Raw genomic sequence first — 16,317 nt, forward strand, 5'->3', positions numbered from 1 at the left:
ACGATATAGCCGAAGGTGCGCACATTATTTTGTTCAGGAGGTTCCAATGAGTCTTTGGATTGCAATCATTATCGGAATAATCGAGGGTTTGACGGAATTTCTACCCGTCTCCTCCACAGGCCATATGATCATTGCCGGCCATGCCATGAATTTCACCGGGGCCAAAGCGGAAAGCTTCGAGGTTATCATCCAGTTGGGTGCAATTCTGGCCATTGCGGTGCTGTATTGGAGGAAGGTGCTCCGACTGTTCGGCGTCAAGGATAAAAGCGCCAAGCAGGCGCAGGGGCCGCAGCTGAACCTGATCCACATTGCCATCGGCATCGTTCCGGCCTTGGGGCTGGCTTATGTGTTCAGGGATTACATCAAGCTGTTGTTTATGCCGGAAACGGTGATTATCAGTTTGGTGGTCGGCGGCATCTTCATGATGGTGGCGGAGAAAATCCAGCCTGACGTTACTGCGGACACCATGGATCAGATTACATACAAGCAGGCCTTCTTTATCGGTATCTCCCAAATCCTGTCCCTGTGGCCGGGCTTCTCCCGCTCCGGGTCCACCATCGCCGGCGGCATGCTGGCGGGTACCAGCCGCGCGGCGGCGGCGGATTTCACCTTTATTATGGCGCTGCCCATTATGACGGCGGCCTGCGGTTATGAACTGCTGAAGAGCTATTCGATGATGACCATGGATGACGCGCTGTTCTTCGCGGTGGGTTTTGTGGTGTCCTTTGTCGTGGCGCTGCTGGCCGTATCGACCTTCATCAAGCTGGTCGGCCGTTTGAAGCTGACGGTTTTCTCCTACTACCGGTTTGTGCTGGCTGCCGTGGTGTTTATTTATTTCATTTTTTAAACCACACTTGAATCCGTTTTTAGATACTCTTGATTTCATATTGCTCTTTCCAGCAGATTGTTTTACATTACTATCAGACGATGAAGTTTAATTGAAGGAACGAGGACATCACGATGCGCTTATTGCCGATCACCGTTTGCAAGCCGGGGATGAAGCTTGGCAGGAATATCTACAACGAGGAAGGCATTACTCTGCTGGCGGAACATGTGGAGCTGACCGATACCATGCTCCGGCGTTTGTCCATGCACGGGATTGACTTCTTGTACATCGACGACCCGCGGACAGACGATATTGCCATCCCTGAGCTGTTAACCGATGAAACCCGGCAGGCCGCCACCAAGGTGATCCGTTCCCACTTCCGAAAGCTGATGGATGATTCCAGCCGCAAGAAGCCGGCGCAGGTCGGTGCCTTGAGCAAGGACTTCCGCCAGATTCTCAGTATGATTATCGATGACCTCAGCCATCAGAAGAATGCGATGATTATGCTGACGGTGATGCAGATTACGGATCACTATCTTTTCCAGCATTCCATGAATGTCTGTATCTACGCCACCCTGCTGGGGATGGCCAATGGCTACAACCGGGACCAGCTCCAGACGATGGGGTTAGGTGCGCTCCTGCATGACATCGGCAAGACCAAGATTGATCTGAGCATTCTCAAAAAGCCGGGCCGGCTGTCGGATCAGGAATTTGAGAGCATGAAGCAGCATGCGGTTCTGGGCTTCCAGATGCTTAAGGATGAGCCTAATATTCCCCTTCTGTCCGCCCACTGCGCTCTGCAGCATCACGAACGTCTGGACGGCAGCGGATATCCCCGCTCTCTTAAAGGCTACGAGATTCTGGAATATGCCAAGTGGATCGGTCTGGTAGATGCTTATGATGCGATGACCACTCACCGGGTCTACCGTAACGCCATGCTCCCCCATCAGGTGATGGAGATTCTCTATACGGAAGCAGGGGTCAAGTTTGACCTGGATAAGGTGGAGCTGTTCCGGGACAAGGTGGCCATCTATCCCTTAGGAGTTTCCGTGAAGCTGAATACCGGAGAGTCCGGTGTTGTGGTGGATCTGAATGCGGCGTACCCCCACCGCCCGGTTATCCGCATCCTGAAGAATGAAGGCGGCGAGGAGCTTCCGGCACCCTACGAAGTGGATTTGTCCAAAAAACTGACCTTGATGATTGAGACTGTCAATGATGTGGAATCCTTTTGAACGGCGGCTGATAGAAGCCGGCAGGCCCAAGGAGCGGCGGGAAAATGAGCTGTGTTCATTCCTCCTGTTCCGAAAAAAAGCCTGCCGGCTTTCTTATGTTTGGGGTTTCCTTTAGAATCATTATTGAGTAAAATGGATGATAGAGTCGGATAGAGTCGGTATAAGGAGAGTGTACAATGATCGAGCTAGACCGGAACACAGCGGTGCCGGAGATTTGTCCTGACTATGATCCATGGGACCCCATTAACAGTCTGATGCGCTATGGCAGGCATACGCTGACCAGTGTGGAGGTAACCGTCTCGCATTTGTGCAATATGCGTTGTGAGCATTGCGCCGTGGGGGACAGCCTTGTGACAAAAGAAGGGGATATGCTGCCGCTTGACCGTCTCTTGCACCGGTTGGAAGAGATCAGCCACTTGGAAACCATAAGCATCACCGGCGGAGAGCCGGCTTTCCGGAGAGATACGGTGCGCAATGTGATTATTCCGCTTCTGCGCTATGCCAGGCAGCGGGGACTCCGTTCCCAGCTGAACTCCAACATTACCATGGACCTGGAGCGTTATGAAGAGATTGCGCCTTATCTGGATGTGCTTCACATTTCCCATAATTATACCGGAGCGGAGGAATTCCGGGAGATCGGGTTTGCCCGTGCAGAGAACCCTACCGGCAACGGCTCCGCCGCCAGGCTGTACGAGCAGATGATGAACAATGCCCGTGCCTTGGCCCGGGGAGGCCTGTTCGTATCCGCCGAAAGTATGATCAATTACCGCACCCATGAGAAGCTGCCGGACATCCACCGGCTGATTGTGGAGATGGGCTGTAAGCGGCATGAGGTCCATCCCATGTATCCCAGTGCGTTTGCCCGGCATCTGCCGGTGCTGGGGTTAGATGAGCTCCGGCAGGCCATCCACCGGCTGCTGGACGCAAGAGACCCGTCCGTATGGATGCTGTTCGGCACCCTTCCCTTCTTCGCCTGCACGAACAGTGAGGAGGACCGTCGACTGCTGGAGCGTCTGAAGGCTGCGCCGCAGGTGACGGTCCGCAATGACCCGGATGGCCGGAACCGTCTGAATGTCAGTCTGTTCGACGGGAATGTGCATGTGACGGATTTTGCGGATTTTCCGCCCCTTGGCAATATCAAGCAGGACCGGCTGGAGGATGTATTCGGGACCTGGCTGGACCATTCCCTCTCCCGCACGGTAAGCTGCCATTGCCCAACCGCTTCCTGCTGCGGGCCTAATCTGCTGGTGAAGGATACGTACTACCGCAATGAGGACTTCACCCGCCGTAAGGCGCCGGGGGAAGTCTCCGGAAGTAAGCTCGTTCTGCCGGTTTAGTGCCAGAGGGTAGAAGACCGTATCTGGAGAAAACGATAAAGAGCATGATGATCATGATAGTGCAGCTGAAGAAGCAGCCAAGATCATGATAGCGCACCGCAAATGTATGCTATTGGCGTAAACCGATGTAAATCACCAAATAGCGTACATAAAATGTATGCTAAACACGCTCAGGCTGCGCAATACATTCAACCTGGCAGCACCACCTGCCATTGGCCGGGCAGTTTCGGCCTCGTACTGTCCCGGACCTTCTGGCTCATGGTCCGGCTCGGGGCAGCCTTTGGGCACAGCACACAAACAAGCCTTCTCATACGCCACAAAAAACGGGCATCCCTCTTGGGAATGTCCGTTTTTTGTTCTTTACACTATGAACATGATAATAATTCCATTTTACACAATTTAATTGGATTTTAATAAATAATTCGATGAAATTCGATAAAATTTGAGTTATAATTATTCTCATCTATAGTCTATATGGCCTGAAGCAGGCGGTGAGGAGAACAAGGATGAATTTTGCGGGGAAATTAACTTCTGCAGTAGTTGCCGTATTGATTTTTGTAGGTGCCGCCATCGCTTTCATCGGCTACGACGTTGCGTATGATCAAGTCAAGGAAGCAGTCGGGATAGAGCTTGTCGGCTGTGCCAATATTACCACAGGGCTGGTAGACCCGGCCGCTGTCGAGAAGCTGGTGAAGGGAGATACCAGCGGACTGGCGGATATTGAAACCCGGCTGAATTGGACAGCGGACCACAAGGCGATTTTTAAGGAAGCCTTCCTGCTGGATCTGAACGGTAAAGTCCTGGCCGTGGACAAGCGTATGAAGGGACACGGGATTGAAGCGGGAACGCAGTATTATATGGATGATGCTGTGAAGGCCGCCTTCAAGGGAACGGACCACAGCAACCATCAAAACATTTATTCGGATGTGTATGAGTTTGGCGGCGAGAAGCTGATGACCGGCTACGGGCCCATCTTCAAGGACCACGACCCCAATAAAGAAATTATCGCACTGATGGCCATCAACTTTGATGCCTCCATTATCCAGGAGCGGACCATGGATACGGTGGTAGCCCCTGTGATCACGGGGATGATTGCTCTTCTGGTGGGCGTTGTCCTGATTTATCTGGTTATCCGCCGTATGGTGCGTCCGGTGGTGAAGCTGTCCGCCCACGTGAACCGGATTGCCAAGGGCGACTTGACAGTCGAGCCGCTGGATTACAGCAGCAAGGATGAGGTCGGCGTTCTGGTGAATGACATGAACGGGATGGCCATTAATCTGCGCAAGCTCATTCAGGAGGTTAATCAAACCTCTGTGCTTGTGGCCGCTTCCTCCCAGGAACTGACGGCAAGCGCCGAGCAGACGGGGAAGGCCAGTGAGCAGATTGCGCTGGTATCCCAGGACCTGGCTGCCGGTGCGGACCGCCAGCTGAAGAGCCTGGAGGAAACGTCGGAGATCATCAACCGGATGTCCCAGGCGGTTCAGCAGATTTCCAGCAATGCCACTGATGTGACCGCTTCGGCGGCGGATACGGCGTTCAAAGCGGAGTCGGGTCTCCATTCCGCCATTACCGCTGAAGAGCAGATGAACGCCATCAGCTTCAGCATGGATGAGCTGTCCCAGACGGTGCAGGTGTTGGGTGAGCATTCCAAGGAAATCGGCTCTATTGTGGAAGTAATAACGGACATAGCGGGGCAAACCAATCTGTTATCCCTGAATGCGGCCATCGAGGCGGCACGGGCAGGGGAGCAGGGCAGAGGTTTTGCTGTGGTGGCGGATTCCATCCGCAAGCTGGCGGAGCAATCAAGCCGTTCGGCTCAACAGATTACGGGGCTGGTTACCGTGATCCTCACGCAGATGGAAAAAGTGGCCCTAACCGTAAACAGTACCTCCCGTGAGGTGGTGGAGGGTGCAGGCATGGTGCATTCCGCAGGCGAAGCCTTCGGCACCATTCGGGCCTCGGCTACCGAAACGGCGGAGCGGATCGAACAGGTATCCCAATCCGTTTCCCATATCTCCGACGGCTCCGTGCGGCTGGTGGAATCCGTGAAGCTGCTGTTGACCGTAGCGGACACCACTGCCGAAGGGACACACAACGCTTCCGCCGCCTCTGAGGAGCAGCTGGCGACGATGGAGGAGATTACCGCCTCCGCCAATTACCTGTCCAAGCTGGCCGAGGAGCTGCAGAACCTCATTGACCAGTTTAAGGTATAGGGATAAACATCAAACAAGCCATCCCGGGCGGGATGGCTTGTTCTGCAGTATGCTGCCCGAGGAGGGGAATATGCGGGGATATCAGAAAATTTTCTGCGCTTCGCGCTCCGCCTTCAGAATCTCGACGGCCTCCCGGAAACGCAAGGAATGCACAATTTCCCGCTCTCTTAAAAACTTCAGACTATCCTGAAGGTCCACATCATCCGTCAGATCAATCAGCCACTGGTATGTAGCCCGGGCTTTTTCCTCAGCGGCAATATCTTCGTACAGGTCTGCTATCGGATCGCCCTTGGCTTGGATGTAGGCAGCCGTCCAGGGCACACCCGCTGCGTTATGATAGAACAGCGCCTTGTCATGGTTCACATAATGGTCCCCAAGCCCTGCCGCTTTGAGCTGTTCGGGCGTACAGTCCTTGGTGAGCTTATAGACCATCGTGGCGATCATTTCCAAATGGGCCAGTTCCTCGGTGGAAATATCGTTTAACAAGCCGATGATTTTACCCGGCACGGTATACCGCTGGTTCATATAGCGCAATGCTGCGGCCAGCTCGCCGTCCGCCCCGCCATATTGCTCGATTAGGTATTTGGCCATATTGGGGTCGCACTTGCTGACCCGTACAGGATATTGAAGCTTCTTTTCATACACCCACATGGAAATTTCTCCTCCTCTTTAACCATTCTCCTGTGCCAGGACCAGGGTCACACCTGCCAGGGCCAGGGAGCGTCGTTCCATTGCCACGGGCTGCGGCTGTAGCTGTGCCCGAAATTCATCAGCGGTCCGAATTTCAGCTCGAATTGCTGGGCAAGCAGTTGCCGCTTTTGCGCCATTTGGTTAAACTGTTGAAGAGCCAGATTATCCATCGGATGGGTATCCAGATAGAGATTCAGCTCGACGATTACGAAATCGATCTCCTGCAGCTCCTTCAGCATGCAGTAATATTCTTCCGGCAGTGGATTTTGCATGGACAAACACCTCCTGTTCCTTCTATTTGACGGGGGGACCGGGATAAGGCCCGTACAGGGCCGGCCACAGCGTGCCTACCTTCAGCGCTTCACAAGGGCTGAATTGGGGCAGGTTCATAGGCTGGAAGGGAATAAACAGCTGAGGAGGCGTGTTGTACGTTTTGACACACATGGGCGGACAAGGATCACAAGGACCTACATACGGCTGGTACATCCTGAATTGGCAAACCGGATTCATCGGCAGTGCTGCTTTCACAAGGCCAATCCCCCTTACGTTGGAATGAATTCGCAGTTCATTACGCTTATCTATATGTGGCCGCAGGGGAAAACCTGTTAACCCGCTTCCCTTGGGCCAAGCCAAAATTTTTTGAGAAGGAAGGCGGTTTATCTTGTCAGATCTGATCGGCGCCAAAACCTGCAATGCTTCCCGTTCCGTCCAATCCAGCTATGTGCTCCCTCCGGATACCAACAATCACCAGACCTTATATGGAGGCAAGCTCATGACGTACATTGATAATGTGGCAGCCCGTGCAGCCATGCGCCATGCCCGCAGGCCGATTGTGACGGCCTCTACGGACTCCATTGACTTCCTCCATCCCATCCGGGTGGGGTATGAGGTATGCCTGGAGGCTTTTGTCACCTGGACCCACAAAACCTCCATGGAGGTGTTTGTAAAGGTGATTGGAGAGGATCTGCTGACGGGAGAGAGGAAGGTATGCGCCACTTCCTTCCTGACCTTCGTGGCATTGGGCGATGACGGGCGGCCTACCGAGGTGGACAAGGTGATTCCCGAAACCCCCGAGGAGCTCCAGCTTCACAATTCCGCACCGGCCCGGGCTTCGGCACGCAAGGAGCGGCGGCAGGAGAGCAAACGGCTGGCCCAGGTCTTCGGTACCCGGCGTCCCTGGGACCTCCCGTCCACTGCCGCGGCAGGTGAGCCAACGCCGGGACCGGCTGAATAAGTGATCATTTAGAAGGACAACACCCCTAAGCCATGTGGAGGGGTGTTTTTTTGTTGCGCAATGGATTTTATGGGGGGAATTGCAAATAATACGGATAAAAAAGGGGTGGGGCAATGGATAATTACGTGAACAGCTCCAATCGGTACCGGCGGTACAAGGCGCATGTGAATATTTTCGGGATTAGCCAGCTTCATCTCAAAAGCCCCTATCTGGTAGCCATGTGGTCCGTCATTTTTCCGGGCTTCGGGCACCTCATTTTATCCAAATATGTGCGCGGTGTACTGCTGGTAGCCTGGGAGCTTTTTATCAACCAGCGCATTCAGCTGAATCTGGCTATGGTGTATTCCTTCACGGGGAGAATGGAGGAGGCGAAGCAGGTGCTGGATATGCGGATTTTGCATTTATACATTCCGGTATATCTGTTTGCCATCTGGGACAGCTACCGCACCACAGTGGACATGAACAAAATCTATATTCTGGCCGAACGGGAAAATGCGCCTTTTAACAGCTTCAGTCTGGGAGCGCTGGAGATCAACTACTTGGACAAAAAAAATCCGCTGGCCGCCATTATGTGCTCTTTGGCCATCCCCAGCGTCGGACAATTGTACATCAACCGGTTTATTCTCGGATTTTTCAATCTGGTGATGGGCGTCGTTCTGATTTACTATTCCCACCTCTATGAAGCGATTCATTTTATGATCCTGGGTCAACTGGAGCAATCCATTCAGGTGCTGGATGCTCAATGGCTTTTGTATTTTCCCTCCTTTTATTTTTTCTCCATCTATGACGCCTATATCAACACGGTAGAGAATAATAAGCTGTTCGAATCCGAACAGAAGAACTTCCTGCGCCAGAATTTCCAGCCTAAGGGCTTCCGAGTCAGGAAAGGAAACAAGGTGGTGTAACCGATGCAGATTGTGGCCACATTCGAGCATACTGTGTTTTTGGAGATGGCACTGTCCCAGCTTAAGGAACGGGGGATTTCCGATTTATTCGCCCTTCCGCTGGACAACCGGACGGAGGAGCGGCGTCTGTTGGACACCCTTCATTATTCGGACGGGGCTACCTTGATGGGCAAGGGGATGGTCCTGGCGGCTTTGCTCTCCGTTGTGGGGGCCAGCCGCGGCTTTGAGTTGGAATGGGGGCCTGTGTATTGGGGGCTGATTGGGGGGGCATCGGGTTTTGTGACGGGGGTGGCCATCGACCTGTTTATTCATAAGGTGGCCAAAAAAAAGCGGCGGCTGCTGAAGGGCAAACGGTCGGAGGTGATCCTGATCATCAACTGCGGGGAAACAGATGCAGCTTGGATTGAACCGCTGCTGTGGGAGCATCTTGCGCTGGGATTAGCCAAAATGGAATAAAGGTCAAAAAAGATGGCCTGAAGGCATCCTAGCGCCATCAAGCCATCGGGCATTCTTATCTATTCGGAGCAAAAACGGGATTATACCGTTTTGATCTCCACAACCTTGCGGGTATACCAATCACCGCTCATCGCCTGTACGGCGTCCGGGTTGTAACCCTTCAGCTGTCCGCGGTAATCCACCTGGCCCCACAGCGTAATCTCCACCTGACTTTTGTAATGAAGGGCATAATCCAAATCTGCATCGTCTTTTAAAATAATTCCGGGGCGCATACACACTCTCCTTTGGGTTTGATTTAATGTAGACACCGCAAGGTGGGCTTTGGTTACTCCGTTCACGAAGTTTTCATATTTTTACCGGGGACGAGGGCCTGAGCGGGCAAGAAGCCGTTTGCCATATGCCATAGGATTGCGGTAGGTCCGGTAAAATTCAGAGCTCATTCCGGCCTTGCGGAATGAATAACGCTGGTCTCTTCCGTTCATCTCGATGAATTTGACTCTCCCGTTCCGGTCTACGCCCATATCCAGCCCCAGATCGGCGAGACGGGGCAGGTGCCTGTCCAGACAGGCTGCGATGTGCAGGGAAACCCGGGCCACTGCCCTTGCCGTTTCCTCTGGAGGAAGCCCGCTGTTCTTGAAAAGAACGGAGCAGCGCTTCACGCTTCCTCCTTTGGCCACATTGGTCACATGACGTCCGGGCGCTGCCACTTTTCCTACCATGCCGGTAATCTGCCAGGCTCCTGAAAGCCCCTTCTGCACGGAAACCCGGATGTCGTAGGGCCTCCCCCTGTATTGGGCCAGCATCACCGCTTCCTGGATCAAATAAGGTTTGCCGGCGGTTACCCGGTGAACCAGCGCTCTGGCTTTGGGGCCGGATAACTTCTGCTGCTTTTTCCATTGGACCAGCCACAGGTCATGACCGGCACGGCTGAGCTTAACGATTCCGTCGCCTACACTGCCGCTGGCCGGTTTGATGAAGAGAGCGCCGTATTTATTCATGGTTTGGGCCAAGCGGGCGGAGGAATAAGCGAACGTATCGGGCAGATAAGGCTGCAGGCTCTTGTCCTTGGCCAGAATAGTGGCGATTTTGGTTTTGCTGTAGCGGTTCTTCCGGTTGAAGACCAGCGAGGAACGGGCCAGGCGGGTAAGCTTGGCGTTCATGCGGGGGCGGAGGGCCAGGTCCCGGTTATGGACAACCCGGGGAAGGGATCTGCGCTGCAGGAGGTAGCGGCGGCCGGAATAGGTATAGCCGGTGACGGAGCTTCCGGTAATGCGCCGGAGATTCATAAAAAAGGGAGGAGCCAGCTTCAGCTCCTTGGCGGCACGGTTGTACAGGTGAAGCTGCTCGTTGCCGGTATGGAGCGAGGGGAGACGCGCGAAGGTGTCGTCGTCCAGCAAGATGCCCACAGTTTTGTTCTTCATCTAGGCTCAACCTCCAGGACCATCAGGGATTCTACAATGCTGTCCGGACAGCATATGCAGCGGAGGCATCAAGCTGAACGGCCCCCACCTACCCTCCCACAACTTGGTCCGATGCCGGAGGCCAGATAAGTTGTGGGAGCTTCGAATTTGGCAAAGCCAAATTGAAGGGGCTCCAGTGGAAGGGCATCAGACAACTTGGTCCGCTGCCGGAGGCTGGATAAGTTGTGGGAGCTTCGAATTTGGCAAAGCCAAATTGAAGGGGCTCCAGTGGAAGGGCATCAGACAACTTGGTCCGCTGCCGGAGGCTGGATAAGTTGTGGGAGCTTCGAATTTGGCAAAGCCAAATTGAAGGGGCTCCAGTGGAAGGGCATCAGACAACTTGGTCCGATGCCGGAGGCCGGATAAGTTGTGGGAGCTTCGAATTTGGCAAAGCCAAATTGAAGGGGCTTCAGTGGAAGGGCATCAGACAACTTGGTCCGATGCCGGAGGCCGGATAAGTTGTGGGAGCTTAGGCTGTCCGTGACAAACGCCGGTACAGCGCCAGAACAATGGCGATCCAGCAGGCACTGGCGGCGTATCCCCCCAGTACATCGCTGGGGTAGTGGACCCCCAGGTAGATCCGGCTGAGCCCGATGGCTGCAATCAGGATACCGGCGGCAGCAAGCACCGCCGTCCTGCCGGCAACTCCCCGCAGATGCGGCCAAAGGAGCAAGGCCAGAAGACCGTACAGGCTGAAAGCAGCCATGGAATGGCCGCTGGGAAAGCTGAACCCGGTGGCTTCCGCAAGCCGGTACACCTCAGGCCTTGGGCGGCGGAACAGATGTTTAAGCCCGGTATTCAGCAAGGCCGAGCCCAAGGCAATAAACGCGATAAGCCCAAGCTCCCGGCGGAGACCCAGCTTGCGGTACAGAAGGCCCATGATAGCAGCTGTCAACAGCACCAGCGGAAGGCCTGTCCCCATCCACGAAAGAAAAATCATACCCGGAGTGAGCCAAGGGGATTCCCACCCTTGAATCCGTGCTGCGACACGCTCGTCAAGGCCTGGAAACGCCTGGAGGCGGATAGCGGCGGCGATGGCGCCGAAGCAGCAGGCGGCAGCCAACGCCGCTGCCGGAAAACCGGTGGGGATGAGACGGCGCATAAGTATAGAGCTCCTTTCATAAGGCAGATCATATGCCCTCTAGGATATCGTATTGCGGCGGAGACCTGCAAGCATACGCCAAAACGCCCTTCCACAGTGTGGAAGGGCGCATTTTGTCATGAGTCTTTGGGTAGTCGGATACAAGAGAATCAGCGGAACAGGTTCCACCATCTTTTTTTATTGCGGACACGAGTGCGGGTCAATCTGGAGGAAAACGGTACAGATGCGGCGGCAGAGGAAGGGGTGGAGGCCGCCTTTTCCGGAGCGCCGGACAACAGCATCCGGAGTTCTTCCTGTGTTACGCCTTCTTTATCCATAATCGTAAACGCCCCTTTGATTAAGGTATTTTCCAAATTGTAGCATGAAGCCTTGTCCTGCACATGGGAAAAAAGTCGTCATTTTTTTACCTATTTCGACCAGATAAAATTTCATTCCAGACAATTGACTTGATGTATACATCTGTATACAATGGAGTATGAACATTTTCCCTCTCCCTGCTGCCCGGAGAATACCATCCTTTATAGAGGTGTATTATGGCCGAAACCTACCGTAAATCGAAAGTTGAATCCTTCTGCCAACGACTGGAGGTCAGGATTCGGATCTTGAGAAGCCACTTGAAGCAAACGGATTTATCGGATAAGCATGACTTTCTGCAGGGGCAGCTGACCGCACTGGAGCTGGTGCTTCAAGAGTTGAATGTAGAGTTCGTGCTGAGCCAGACGAAGGAATCTAAGGAATCGGAGGAATCTTCATGACGGAAGGTCAAGCAGTACTTCAGCAACCCCGGCATGTCAGATTGACGACTGCCAAGTTTCTGACCAGAATTCTATTACTTGTGATGGGAGCGGGGCTGGTTTCGGTAGCATTGGAAATATTTTTGGTGCCCAATGCCATTATTGACGGCGGCATCACCGGTATATCCATTATTACCTCTCACCTGACCGGCCTGCCCCTCGGTATATTTCTCTTCTTCTTCAATCTACCGTTTCTCTTCCTCGGTTATAAGCAAATCGGCAAAACCTTTGCCCTCTCCACGCTGTTCGGCGTAGCCATCATGTCCATCGGTACTTATTTTCTCCATCCAGTAAAGCCATTAACCATTGATCCGCTTCTGGCAGCCGTATTTGGCGGTGTTATTCTCGGCGTGGGCGTCGGTCTGGTTATCCGGGTGGGCGGCTCTCTTGACGGCACCGAAATCGTCGCAATCCTTCTCACCAAACGGCTTCCCTTCTCTGTAGGGGAATTTGTCATGTGCTTGAATATCTTCATTCTGGGCAGTGCCGGATTTGTGTTCGGTTGGGACCATGCCATGTATTCGCTGATCGCTTATTTTATTGCCTATAAGATGATCGATATTACCATCGAAGGTTTTAATGAATCCAAGGCCGTGTGGGTGATCAGCGATGATTACCGCGATATCGGGGAAGCCATTATGCGGCGGCTGGGCCGCGGTGTAACGTATATGAACGGGGAAGGCGGTTTTACCGGAGGCGCCAAAACCGTTATCTTCTGCGTCATTACCCGGATCGAGGAAGCCAAGCTGAAGACTATCGTCGGAGAAATAGACAAGAATGCGTTTGTGGCCGTAGGCAATATCCATGACGTGCGCGGCGGCCGCTTCAAGAAGAAGGATATCCACTGATTTTTGCAGATGCATCCTGGATTTTCGCCAAAAAGGACAGGCCCCAATGGCCTGTCCTTTTGTTTAGCCGAAAAGTGGCCCCGGCGCCCAAATGTATATGTCCGCCAACCAGGCTGAAAGAACTATTTCCCCGGAAATGATTATGCGCTTGCCGGCTGCAGTCTTTTCTCAAAACACATACTGCTGTGACATTCCGTATAAGGCCCAAAACGCGGGATTTCGTAGTAGCCGTTTTTGGCGTAGAAGCGCAAGGATTCGGGCTGCTCCGGACCTGTCTCCAGCTTGATGATCCGGTAGCCGTCCTTTAGGGCATTCTCTTCAAGATGCCGCAGAATCAGCGCCGCCGCTCCGCTTCCCCGGTGAGGGCGCTCCACAAAAAAACGCTTCAGCTCCGCTTCTTCCCCTTCCAGGGGCCGGATGGCGCCGCAGCCGATGGGCATATCGCCCAGATAAGCAACAGCAAAGGAAATTTCCTGCACATGAGGATCGGAAAAATCCAGGGTAAAAATTTCTTCCGGCGGATAACGCTCGAGAAGCTCCTCATCTAAATTCCGGATCAGCTGATGCAGATGCGGATGGTCGTAGGATACGGAATGGACAGAAATAAGGGGCATCGTTATCTTCCTTTCGCTCTAAGCGTGCCGCGCTGCCGCTTCAACGCATTCTCGCGCAGGCGCAGCTTTTTCTCCCTATCATATCAAAAGTATCCGTAATAAGCTACGGAGTTTCTCCTCATTATTGGGTTTGGTATCCGGGGCCTCGTCCGGCGAGTTCGGACTCGGCTTCAGGCATCGCTTCACTTTTGGGGGTCCTTATATCCACTCCTGTCCAAGATTGGCGCTCCGGGCCTGCATAGAATGGTAGCGTAGTGACTCTACACGACCGAAGGAGGAGAGCGCAATGGCAGGAAAGATTCGCATAGAGGATGTCCAGAAGCTCGTGGGCAAACAGGTGTATTGCTTGAAAAAGGATGGCAGCGTGGCTTCCGGCAAGCTTGTCCGCATCTCCAGCGGCGGCCGGCTCCATCTTCTCCAGAAAAAAGGCAAGGCCCGGACCAAAGCGGTTCTTCCGCTGGTGCTGTTCGACCTTCTGGCCATCGGCACTGGACCGTATGCGTATGGTGGATATGGTTATCCCGGTTACGGCTATGGCGGGGGCTTCGGAGGCGGTTTCGGTTATCCCGGCTACGGCTTCGGAGGCGGCTTCCCTTTCATTTAAGGAACGCAGGCTGGCGGCTATCTGGCCGGCAGCCTTTCTTTTTCATAGGGTCCTCCGGATTGACATGGTCGGGCAGGCATGTTTTCATAATAGCATGGTTCGAAGACTACATACGATTGATTGGAGGCAAGTCCCATGTTTGCCAAACCGGAAGCGATGATCTTCGATATGGACGGCACGTTGTTCCAAACGGAGTCTCTGCTGATCCCTGCTTATCATGCCACATTTGATGAAATGCACAGAGAAGGCTCCTACACGGACGAAACGCCGGATGAAAACATTATTATTGGTTGCCTGGGGATGCTGCTGCCGGAAATTTGGCGCCGCGTGCTGCCTGATGCCAATGAACAGGTCCGCCAGCGGGCGGATGAGCTTTTTGTGAGATATGAACTGGAGTATCTGGAAAAAGGGTATGGAGAGCTTTATCCCGGAGTGGCGGAAATTCTGAACCGGCTCAAAGCTTCGGGCATCCGCCTGTTTGTGGCCAGCAATGGCCTGGAGGGATATGTCCGGGGGGTTGCCCGGATGAAGGGCATCACCCCATTGTTTGAGGAGCTGTACAGCGCAGGGGAGCATCAGACCTCCTCCAAGGTGGATCTGGTCCGGCTTTTGCTGGAGCGCCACAACCTCCGTGATGCCTGGATGGTGGGCGACCGTTCCTCCGACGTGGAGGCGGGGCTGAAGAATAATCTCACGGTCATCGGCTGCGACTATGCCGGTTTTGGTGACGGCTCCGAGCTGGACGGCTCCCATGTGCGCATCCGCAGCTTTGCGGAGCTGCCGGATCTGTATGCTTGAGGAAAACCAACTCCATATCGCGTGTATGGCAAAAGCAGGACCTTCGGTGGTAAACCGGTGGTCCTGCTTTTTTGAATAGGATGATGCTTCCTAAGCACTCTCGGGCTAGCCGTTCTGGCGCTTATAGAGATACAGGGCATATTCCAGTGGCCGCTCGATGGCCTTCTGATAGATATCCTTGTTGCCAATGCGGGCGAAAACCTCCCGGGCGGGCTTGGGATTGATCTCCAGGAGCCATACCTTGCCCCGTTCGTCAATGGCAATATCCAGAGCCAGCTCGCACAAGGAGCCGAATTGCTTCTCCAGATGCTCTGCCGTCAGAAAGGCCAGTCGTTCCATATCGCCGGTGATGGTCTTCACCCGGGCTGCGGAGCCAAACCTGGCCCGCAGCAGCTTTTCCGTGGGAACGGCGGAGCCCCCTCCGTGCAGGTTGGAGGTAACGCTGTGCCTGGCCCCGATGCGGCCGGCGCTGCCGGTGACCTTCCATTGCCCGGTGCCGTCCTTTTGGATCAGGAGCCGGAAATCATGAATCCGCCCGTCCTTCAGCGCAATCCGGATTCCCTGCTGGACCAGGTATCGGGGATACAGCTTCCACCTGCCCAGTCGGGTGCCCAGTTGGGTGCGGGAAACGGTGAAGGGGGCGATGATCTTGCGGCTTTTTTCCCTGCCCTGGACCCGGAGATTCCCGTTTTCCAGACGCTCGATCCGCAGGATCCCCCGCCCGCCTGTGCCGTCAATGGGCTTCACATAGACCAGTCCATGATGGTCCAGCATATGGAGAATATCTGAAGGATTCTGATACTGGGCCGTTTCCGGCAAATAAGGCTTCAGCCGGCGGTTCCGGCTGAGATTTTGATGCATGCTCCACTTGTGCACCAACGGGCGGCTCATGTATAGAAGCTGGGGATGCTCCGCCCGGAACTTGCGCAGGAGAGGAAACCGGTAATTCCGCTGGTAGCGGCACCGGTCATACACAATATCCGGGAAGTCGGAGAGCTTCCGTTCCCATTTGTTAAGCTCCTTGTTATATACCCACGCGCGGAGCTGCTTGCCGTCCGGAGTTACATCCTCGGGGGTAAAGACAAACAGCTCCAGCCCGATTTTGTCGGCAGTATGGCTCAGCTTGCGGAAATATGACAACTCTTCGATCCTGCCGCCGTCAAGATACAGGGTCATGACGCCCAGAGTAGGAGTCGGCATACGG

20 protein-coding genes are annotated in these 16,317 nt (G+C 54.1%); 11 read left to right on the top strand and 9 right to left on the bottom strand.

Features of this window, described 5'->3' with window-relative positions:
• The first annotated feature begins 46 nt into the window (after positions 1 to 46).
• The 4 genes from ACI1P1_RS27080 to ACI1P1_RS27095 all read left to right on the top strand — a co-directional run bounded on the left by ACI1P1_RS27080 (position 47) and on the right by ACI1P1_RS27095 (position 5,608).
• On the top strand, positions 47 to 847 hold the full coding sequence (locus ACI1P1_RS27080; protein WP_416219665.1) for an undecaprenyl-diphosphate phosphatase: 801 nt from the start codon (positions 47 to 49) through the stop codon (positions 845 to 847).
• A gap of 113 nt (positions 848 to 960) precedes the next feature.
• Positions 961 to 2,058 (top strand): HD-GYP domain-containing protein, encoded by a 1,098-nt coding sequence (locus ACI1P1_RS27085; protein WP_416219666.1) that lies wholly within the window; start codon positions 961 to 963, stop codon positions 2,056 to 2,058.
• Between the two features lie 176 nt (positions 2,059 to 2,234).
• Complete coding sequence (gene yfkAB, locus ACI1P1_RS27090; protein ID WP_416219667.1) at positions 2,235 to 3,395, top strand: radical SAM/CxCxxxxC motif protein YfkAB; 1,161 nt, start codon at positions 2,235 to 2,237, stop codon at positions 3,393 to 3,395.
• Between the two features lie 506 nt (positions 3,396 to 3,901).
• The gene (locus ACI1P1_RS27095) at positions 3,902 to 5,608 is read left to right on the top strand and encodes a methyl-accepting chemotaxis protein (protein WP_416219669.1); all 1,707 of its coding nucleotides are present in this window, start codon (positions 3,902 to 3,904) and stop codon (positions 5,606 to 5,608) included.
• Between the two features lie 81 nt (positions 5,609 to 5,689).
• On the opposite strand, the gene ACI1P1_RS27100 is transcribed toward ACI1P1_RS27095, so the two are convergent.
• From ACI1P1_RS27100 to ACI1P1_RS27110, 3 genes are read right to left on the bottom strand one after another with little or no spacing between them, the layout of a single operon-like run.
• Positions 5,690 to 6,259, bottom strand: coding sequence for a manganese catalase family protein (locus ACI1P1_RS27100; protein ID WP_416219670.1), 570 nt, complete (start codon positions 6,257 to 6,259; stop codon positions 5,690 to 5,692).
• A 47-nt stretch (positions 6,260 to 6,306) separates the two neighbouring features.
• Positions 6,307 to 6,570, bottom strand: coding sequence for a spore coat protein CotJB (locus ACI1P1_RS27105; RefSeq protein WP_416219671.1), 264 nt, complete (start codon positions 6,568 to 6,570; stop codon positions 6,307 to 6,309).
• 22 nt (positions 6,571 to 6,592) lie between these two features.
• Positions 6,593 to 6,808, bottom strand: coding sequence for a spore coat associated protein CotJA (locus tag ACI1P1_RS27110; protein WP_416219726.1), 216 nt, complete (start codon positions 6,806 to 6,808; stop codon positions 6,593 to 6,595).
• Positions 6,809 to 6,968: 160 nt separating this feature from the next.
• Between ACI1P1_RS27110 and ACI1P1_RS27115 the strand changes: the two genes are divergently transcribed.
• The 3 genes from ACI1P1_RS27115 (at position 6,969) to ACI1P1_RS27125 (ending at position 8,893) form a co-directional block, all read left to right on the top strand.
• A complete protein-coding gene (locus tag ACI1P1_RS27115; RefSeq protein ID WP_416219727.1) occupies positions 6,969 to 7,532 on the top strand; it encodes an acyl-CoA thioesterase in 564 nt (187 codons plus the stop codon).
• Between the two features lie 113 nt (positions 7,533 to 7,645).
• Entirely contained in the window at positions 7,646 to 8,437 is a 792-nt protein-coding gene (locus ACI1P1_RS27120) for a hypothetical protein (protein WP_416219672.1), read from the top strand.
• Between the two features lie 3 nt (positions 8,438 to 8,440).
• Positions 8,441 to 8,893 (top strand): hypothetical protein, encoded by a 453-nt coding sequence (locus tag ACI1P1_RS27125; protein WP_416219673.1) that lies wholly within the window; start codon positions 8,441 to 8,443, stop codon positions 8,891 to 8,893.
• Positions 8,894 to 8,973: 80 nt separating this feature from the next.
• Here the strand turns inward: ACI1P1_RS27125 and ACI1P1_RS27130 are convergent, their stop codons facing one another.
• The 4 genes from ACI1P1_RS27130 to ACI1P1_RS27145 form a co-directional block, all read right to left on the bottom strand.
• A complete protein-coding gene (locus tag ACI1P1_RS27130) occupies positions 8,974 to 9,165 on the bottom strand; it encodes a hypothetical protein (protein ID WP_416219674.1) in 192 nt (63 codons plus the stop codon).
• A gap of 81 nt (positions 9,166 to 9,246) precedes the next feature.
• A complete protein-coding gene (locus tag ACI1P1_RS27135) occupies positions 9,247 to 10,314 on the bottom strand; it encodes a YheC/YheD family protein (protein WP_416219675.1) in 1,068 nt (355 codons plus the stop codon).
• 508 nt (positions 10,315 to 10,822) lie between these two features.
• The gene (locus ACI1P1_RS27140; RefSeq protein ID WP_416219676.1) at positions 10,823 to 11,455 is read right to left on the bottom strand and encodes a phosphatase PAP2 family protein; all 633 of its coding nucleotides are present in this window, start codon (positions 11,453 to 11,455) and stop codon (positions 10,823 to 10,825) included.
• A 149-nt stretch (positions 11,456 to 11,604) separates the two neighbouring features.
• Entirely contained in the window at positions 11,605 to 11,772 is a 168-nt protein-coding gene (locus ACI1P1_RS27145; protein WP_416219677.1) for a hypothetical protein, read from the bottom strand.
• A 285-nt stretch (positions 11,773 to 12,057) separates the two neighbouring features.
• Here ACI1P1_RS27145 and ACI1P1_RS27150 point away from each other — a divergent pair, with 285 nt between their 5' ends.
• Complete coding sequence (locus ACI1P1_RS27150) at positions 12,058 to 12,210, top strand: hypothetical protein (protein WP_416219678.1); 153 nt, start codon at positions 12,058 to 12,060, stop codon at positions 12,208 to 12,210.
• Positions 12,207 to 13,097: a YitT family protein gene (locus tag ACI1P1_RS27155; RefSeq protein WP_416219679.1), complete on the top strand. Its 891-nt coding sequence runs from the start codon at positions 12,207 to 12,209 to the stop codon at positions 13,095 to 13,097. Before ACI1P1_RS27150 ends, ACI1P1_RS27155 begins: the two co-directional genes overlap by 4 nt.
• A gap of 140 nt (positions 13,098 to 13,237) precedes the next feature.
• Here ACI1P1_RS27155 and ACI1P1_RS27160 read toward each other — a convergent pair whose 3' ends face one another.
• Positions 13,238 to 13,711, bottom strand: a complete 474-nt coding sequence (locus tag ACI1P1_RS27160) for a GNAT family N-acetyltransferase (protein WP_416219680.1) — start codon at positions 13,709 to 13,711, stop codon at positions 13,238 to 13,240.
• 286 nt (positions 13,712 to 13,997) lie between these two features.
• Between ACI1P1_RS27160 and ACI1P1_RS27165 the strand changes: the two genes are divergently transcribed.
• Together ACI1P1_RS27165 and ACI1P1_RS27170 are read left to right on the top strand one after the other, a co-directional pair.
• Positions 13,998 to 14,315 carry a hypothetical protein gene (locus tag ACI1P1_RS27165; protein WP_416219681.1) on the top strand — a complete coding sequence of 106 codons (318 nt, stop codon included), beginning with the start codon at positions 13,998 to 14,000 and terminating at the stop codon, positions 14,313 to 14,315.
• Between the two features lie 135 nt (positions 14,316 to 14,450).
• Positions 14,451 to 15,113, top strand: a complete 663-nt coding sequence (locus ACI1P1_RS27170; RefSeq protein ID WP_416219682.1) for an HAD family hydrolase — start codon at positions 14,451 to 14,453, stop codon at positions 15,111 to 15,113.
• Between the two features lie 105 nt (positions 15,114 to 15,218).
• Here ACI1P1_RS27170 and ACI1P1_RS27175 read toward each other — a convergent pair whose 3' ends face one another.
• Positions 15,219 to 16,313, bottom strand: a complete 1,095-nt coding sequence (locus ACI1P1_RS27175) for a YheC/YheD family endospore coat-associated protein (protein WP_416219683.1) — start codon at positions 16,311 to 16,313, stop codon at positions 15,219 to 15,221.
• Between the last annotated feature and the right edge of the window lie 4 nt (positions 16,314 to 16,317).

The organism is Paenibacillus mesotrionivorans (assembly GCF_046098205.1).
GTDB classification, from domain to species: Bacteria; Bacillota; Bacilli; order Paenibacillales; family NBRC-103111; genus Paenibacillus_AR; species Paenibacillus_AR mesotrionivorans.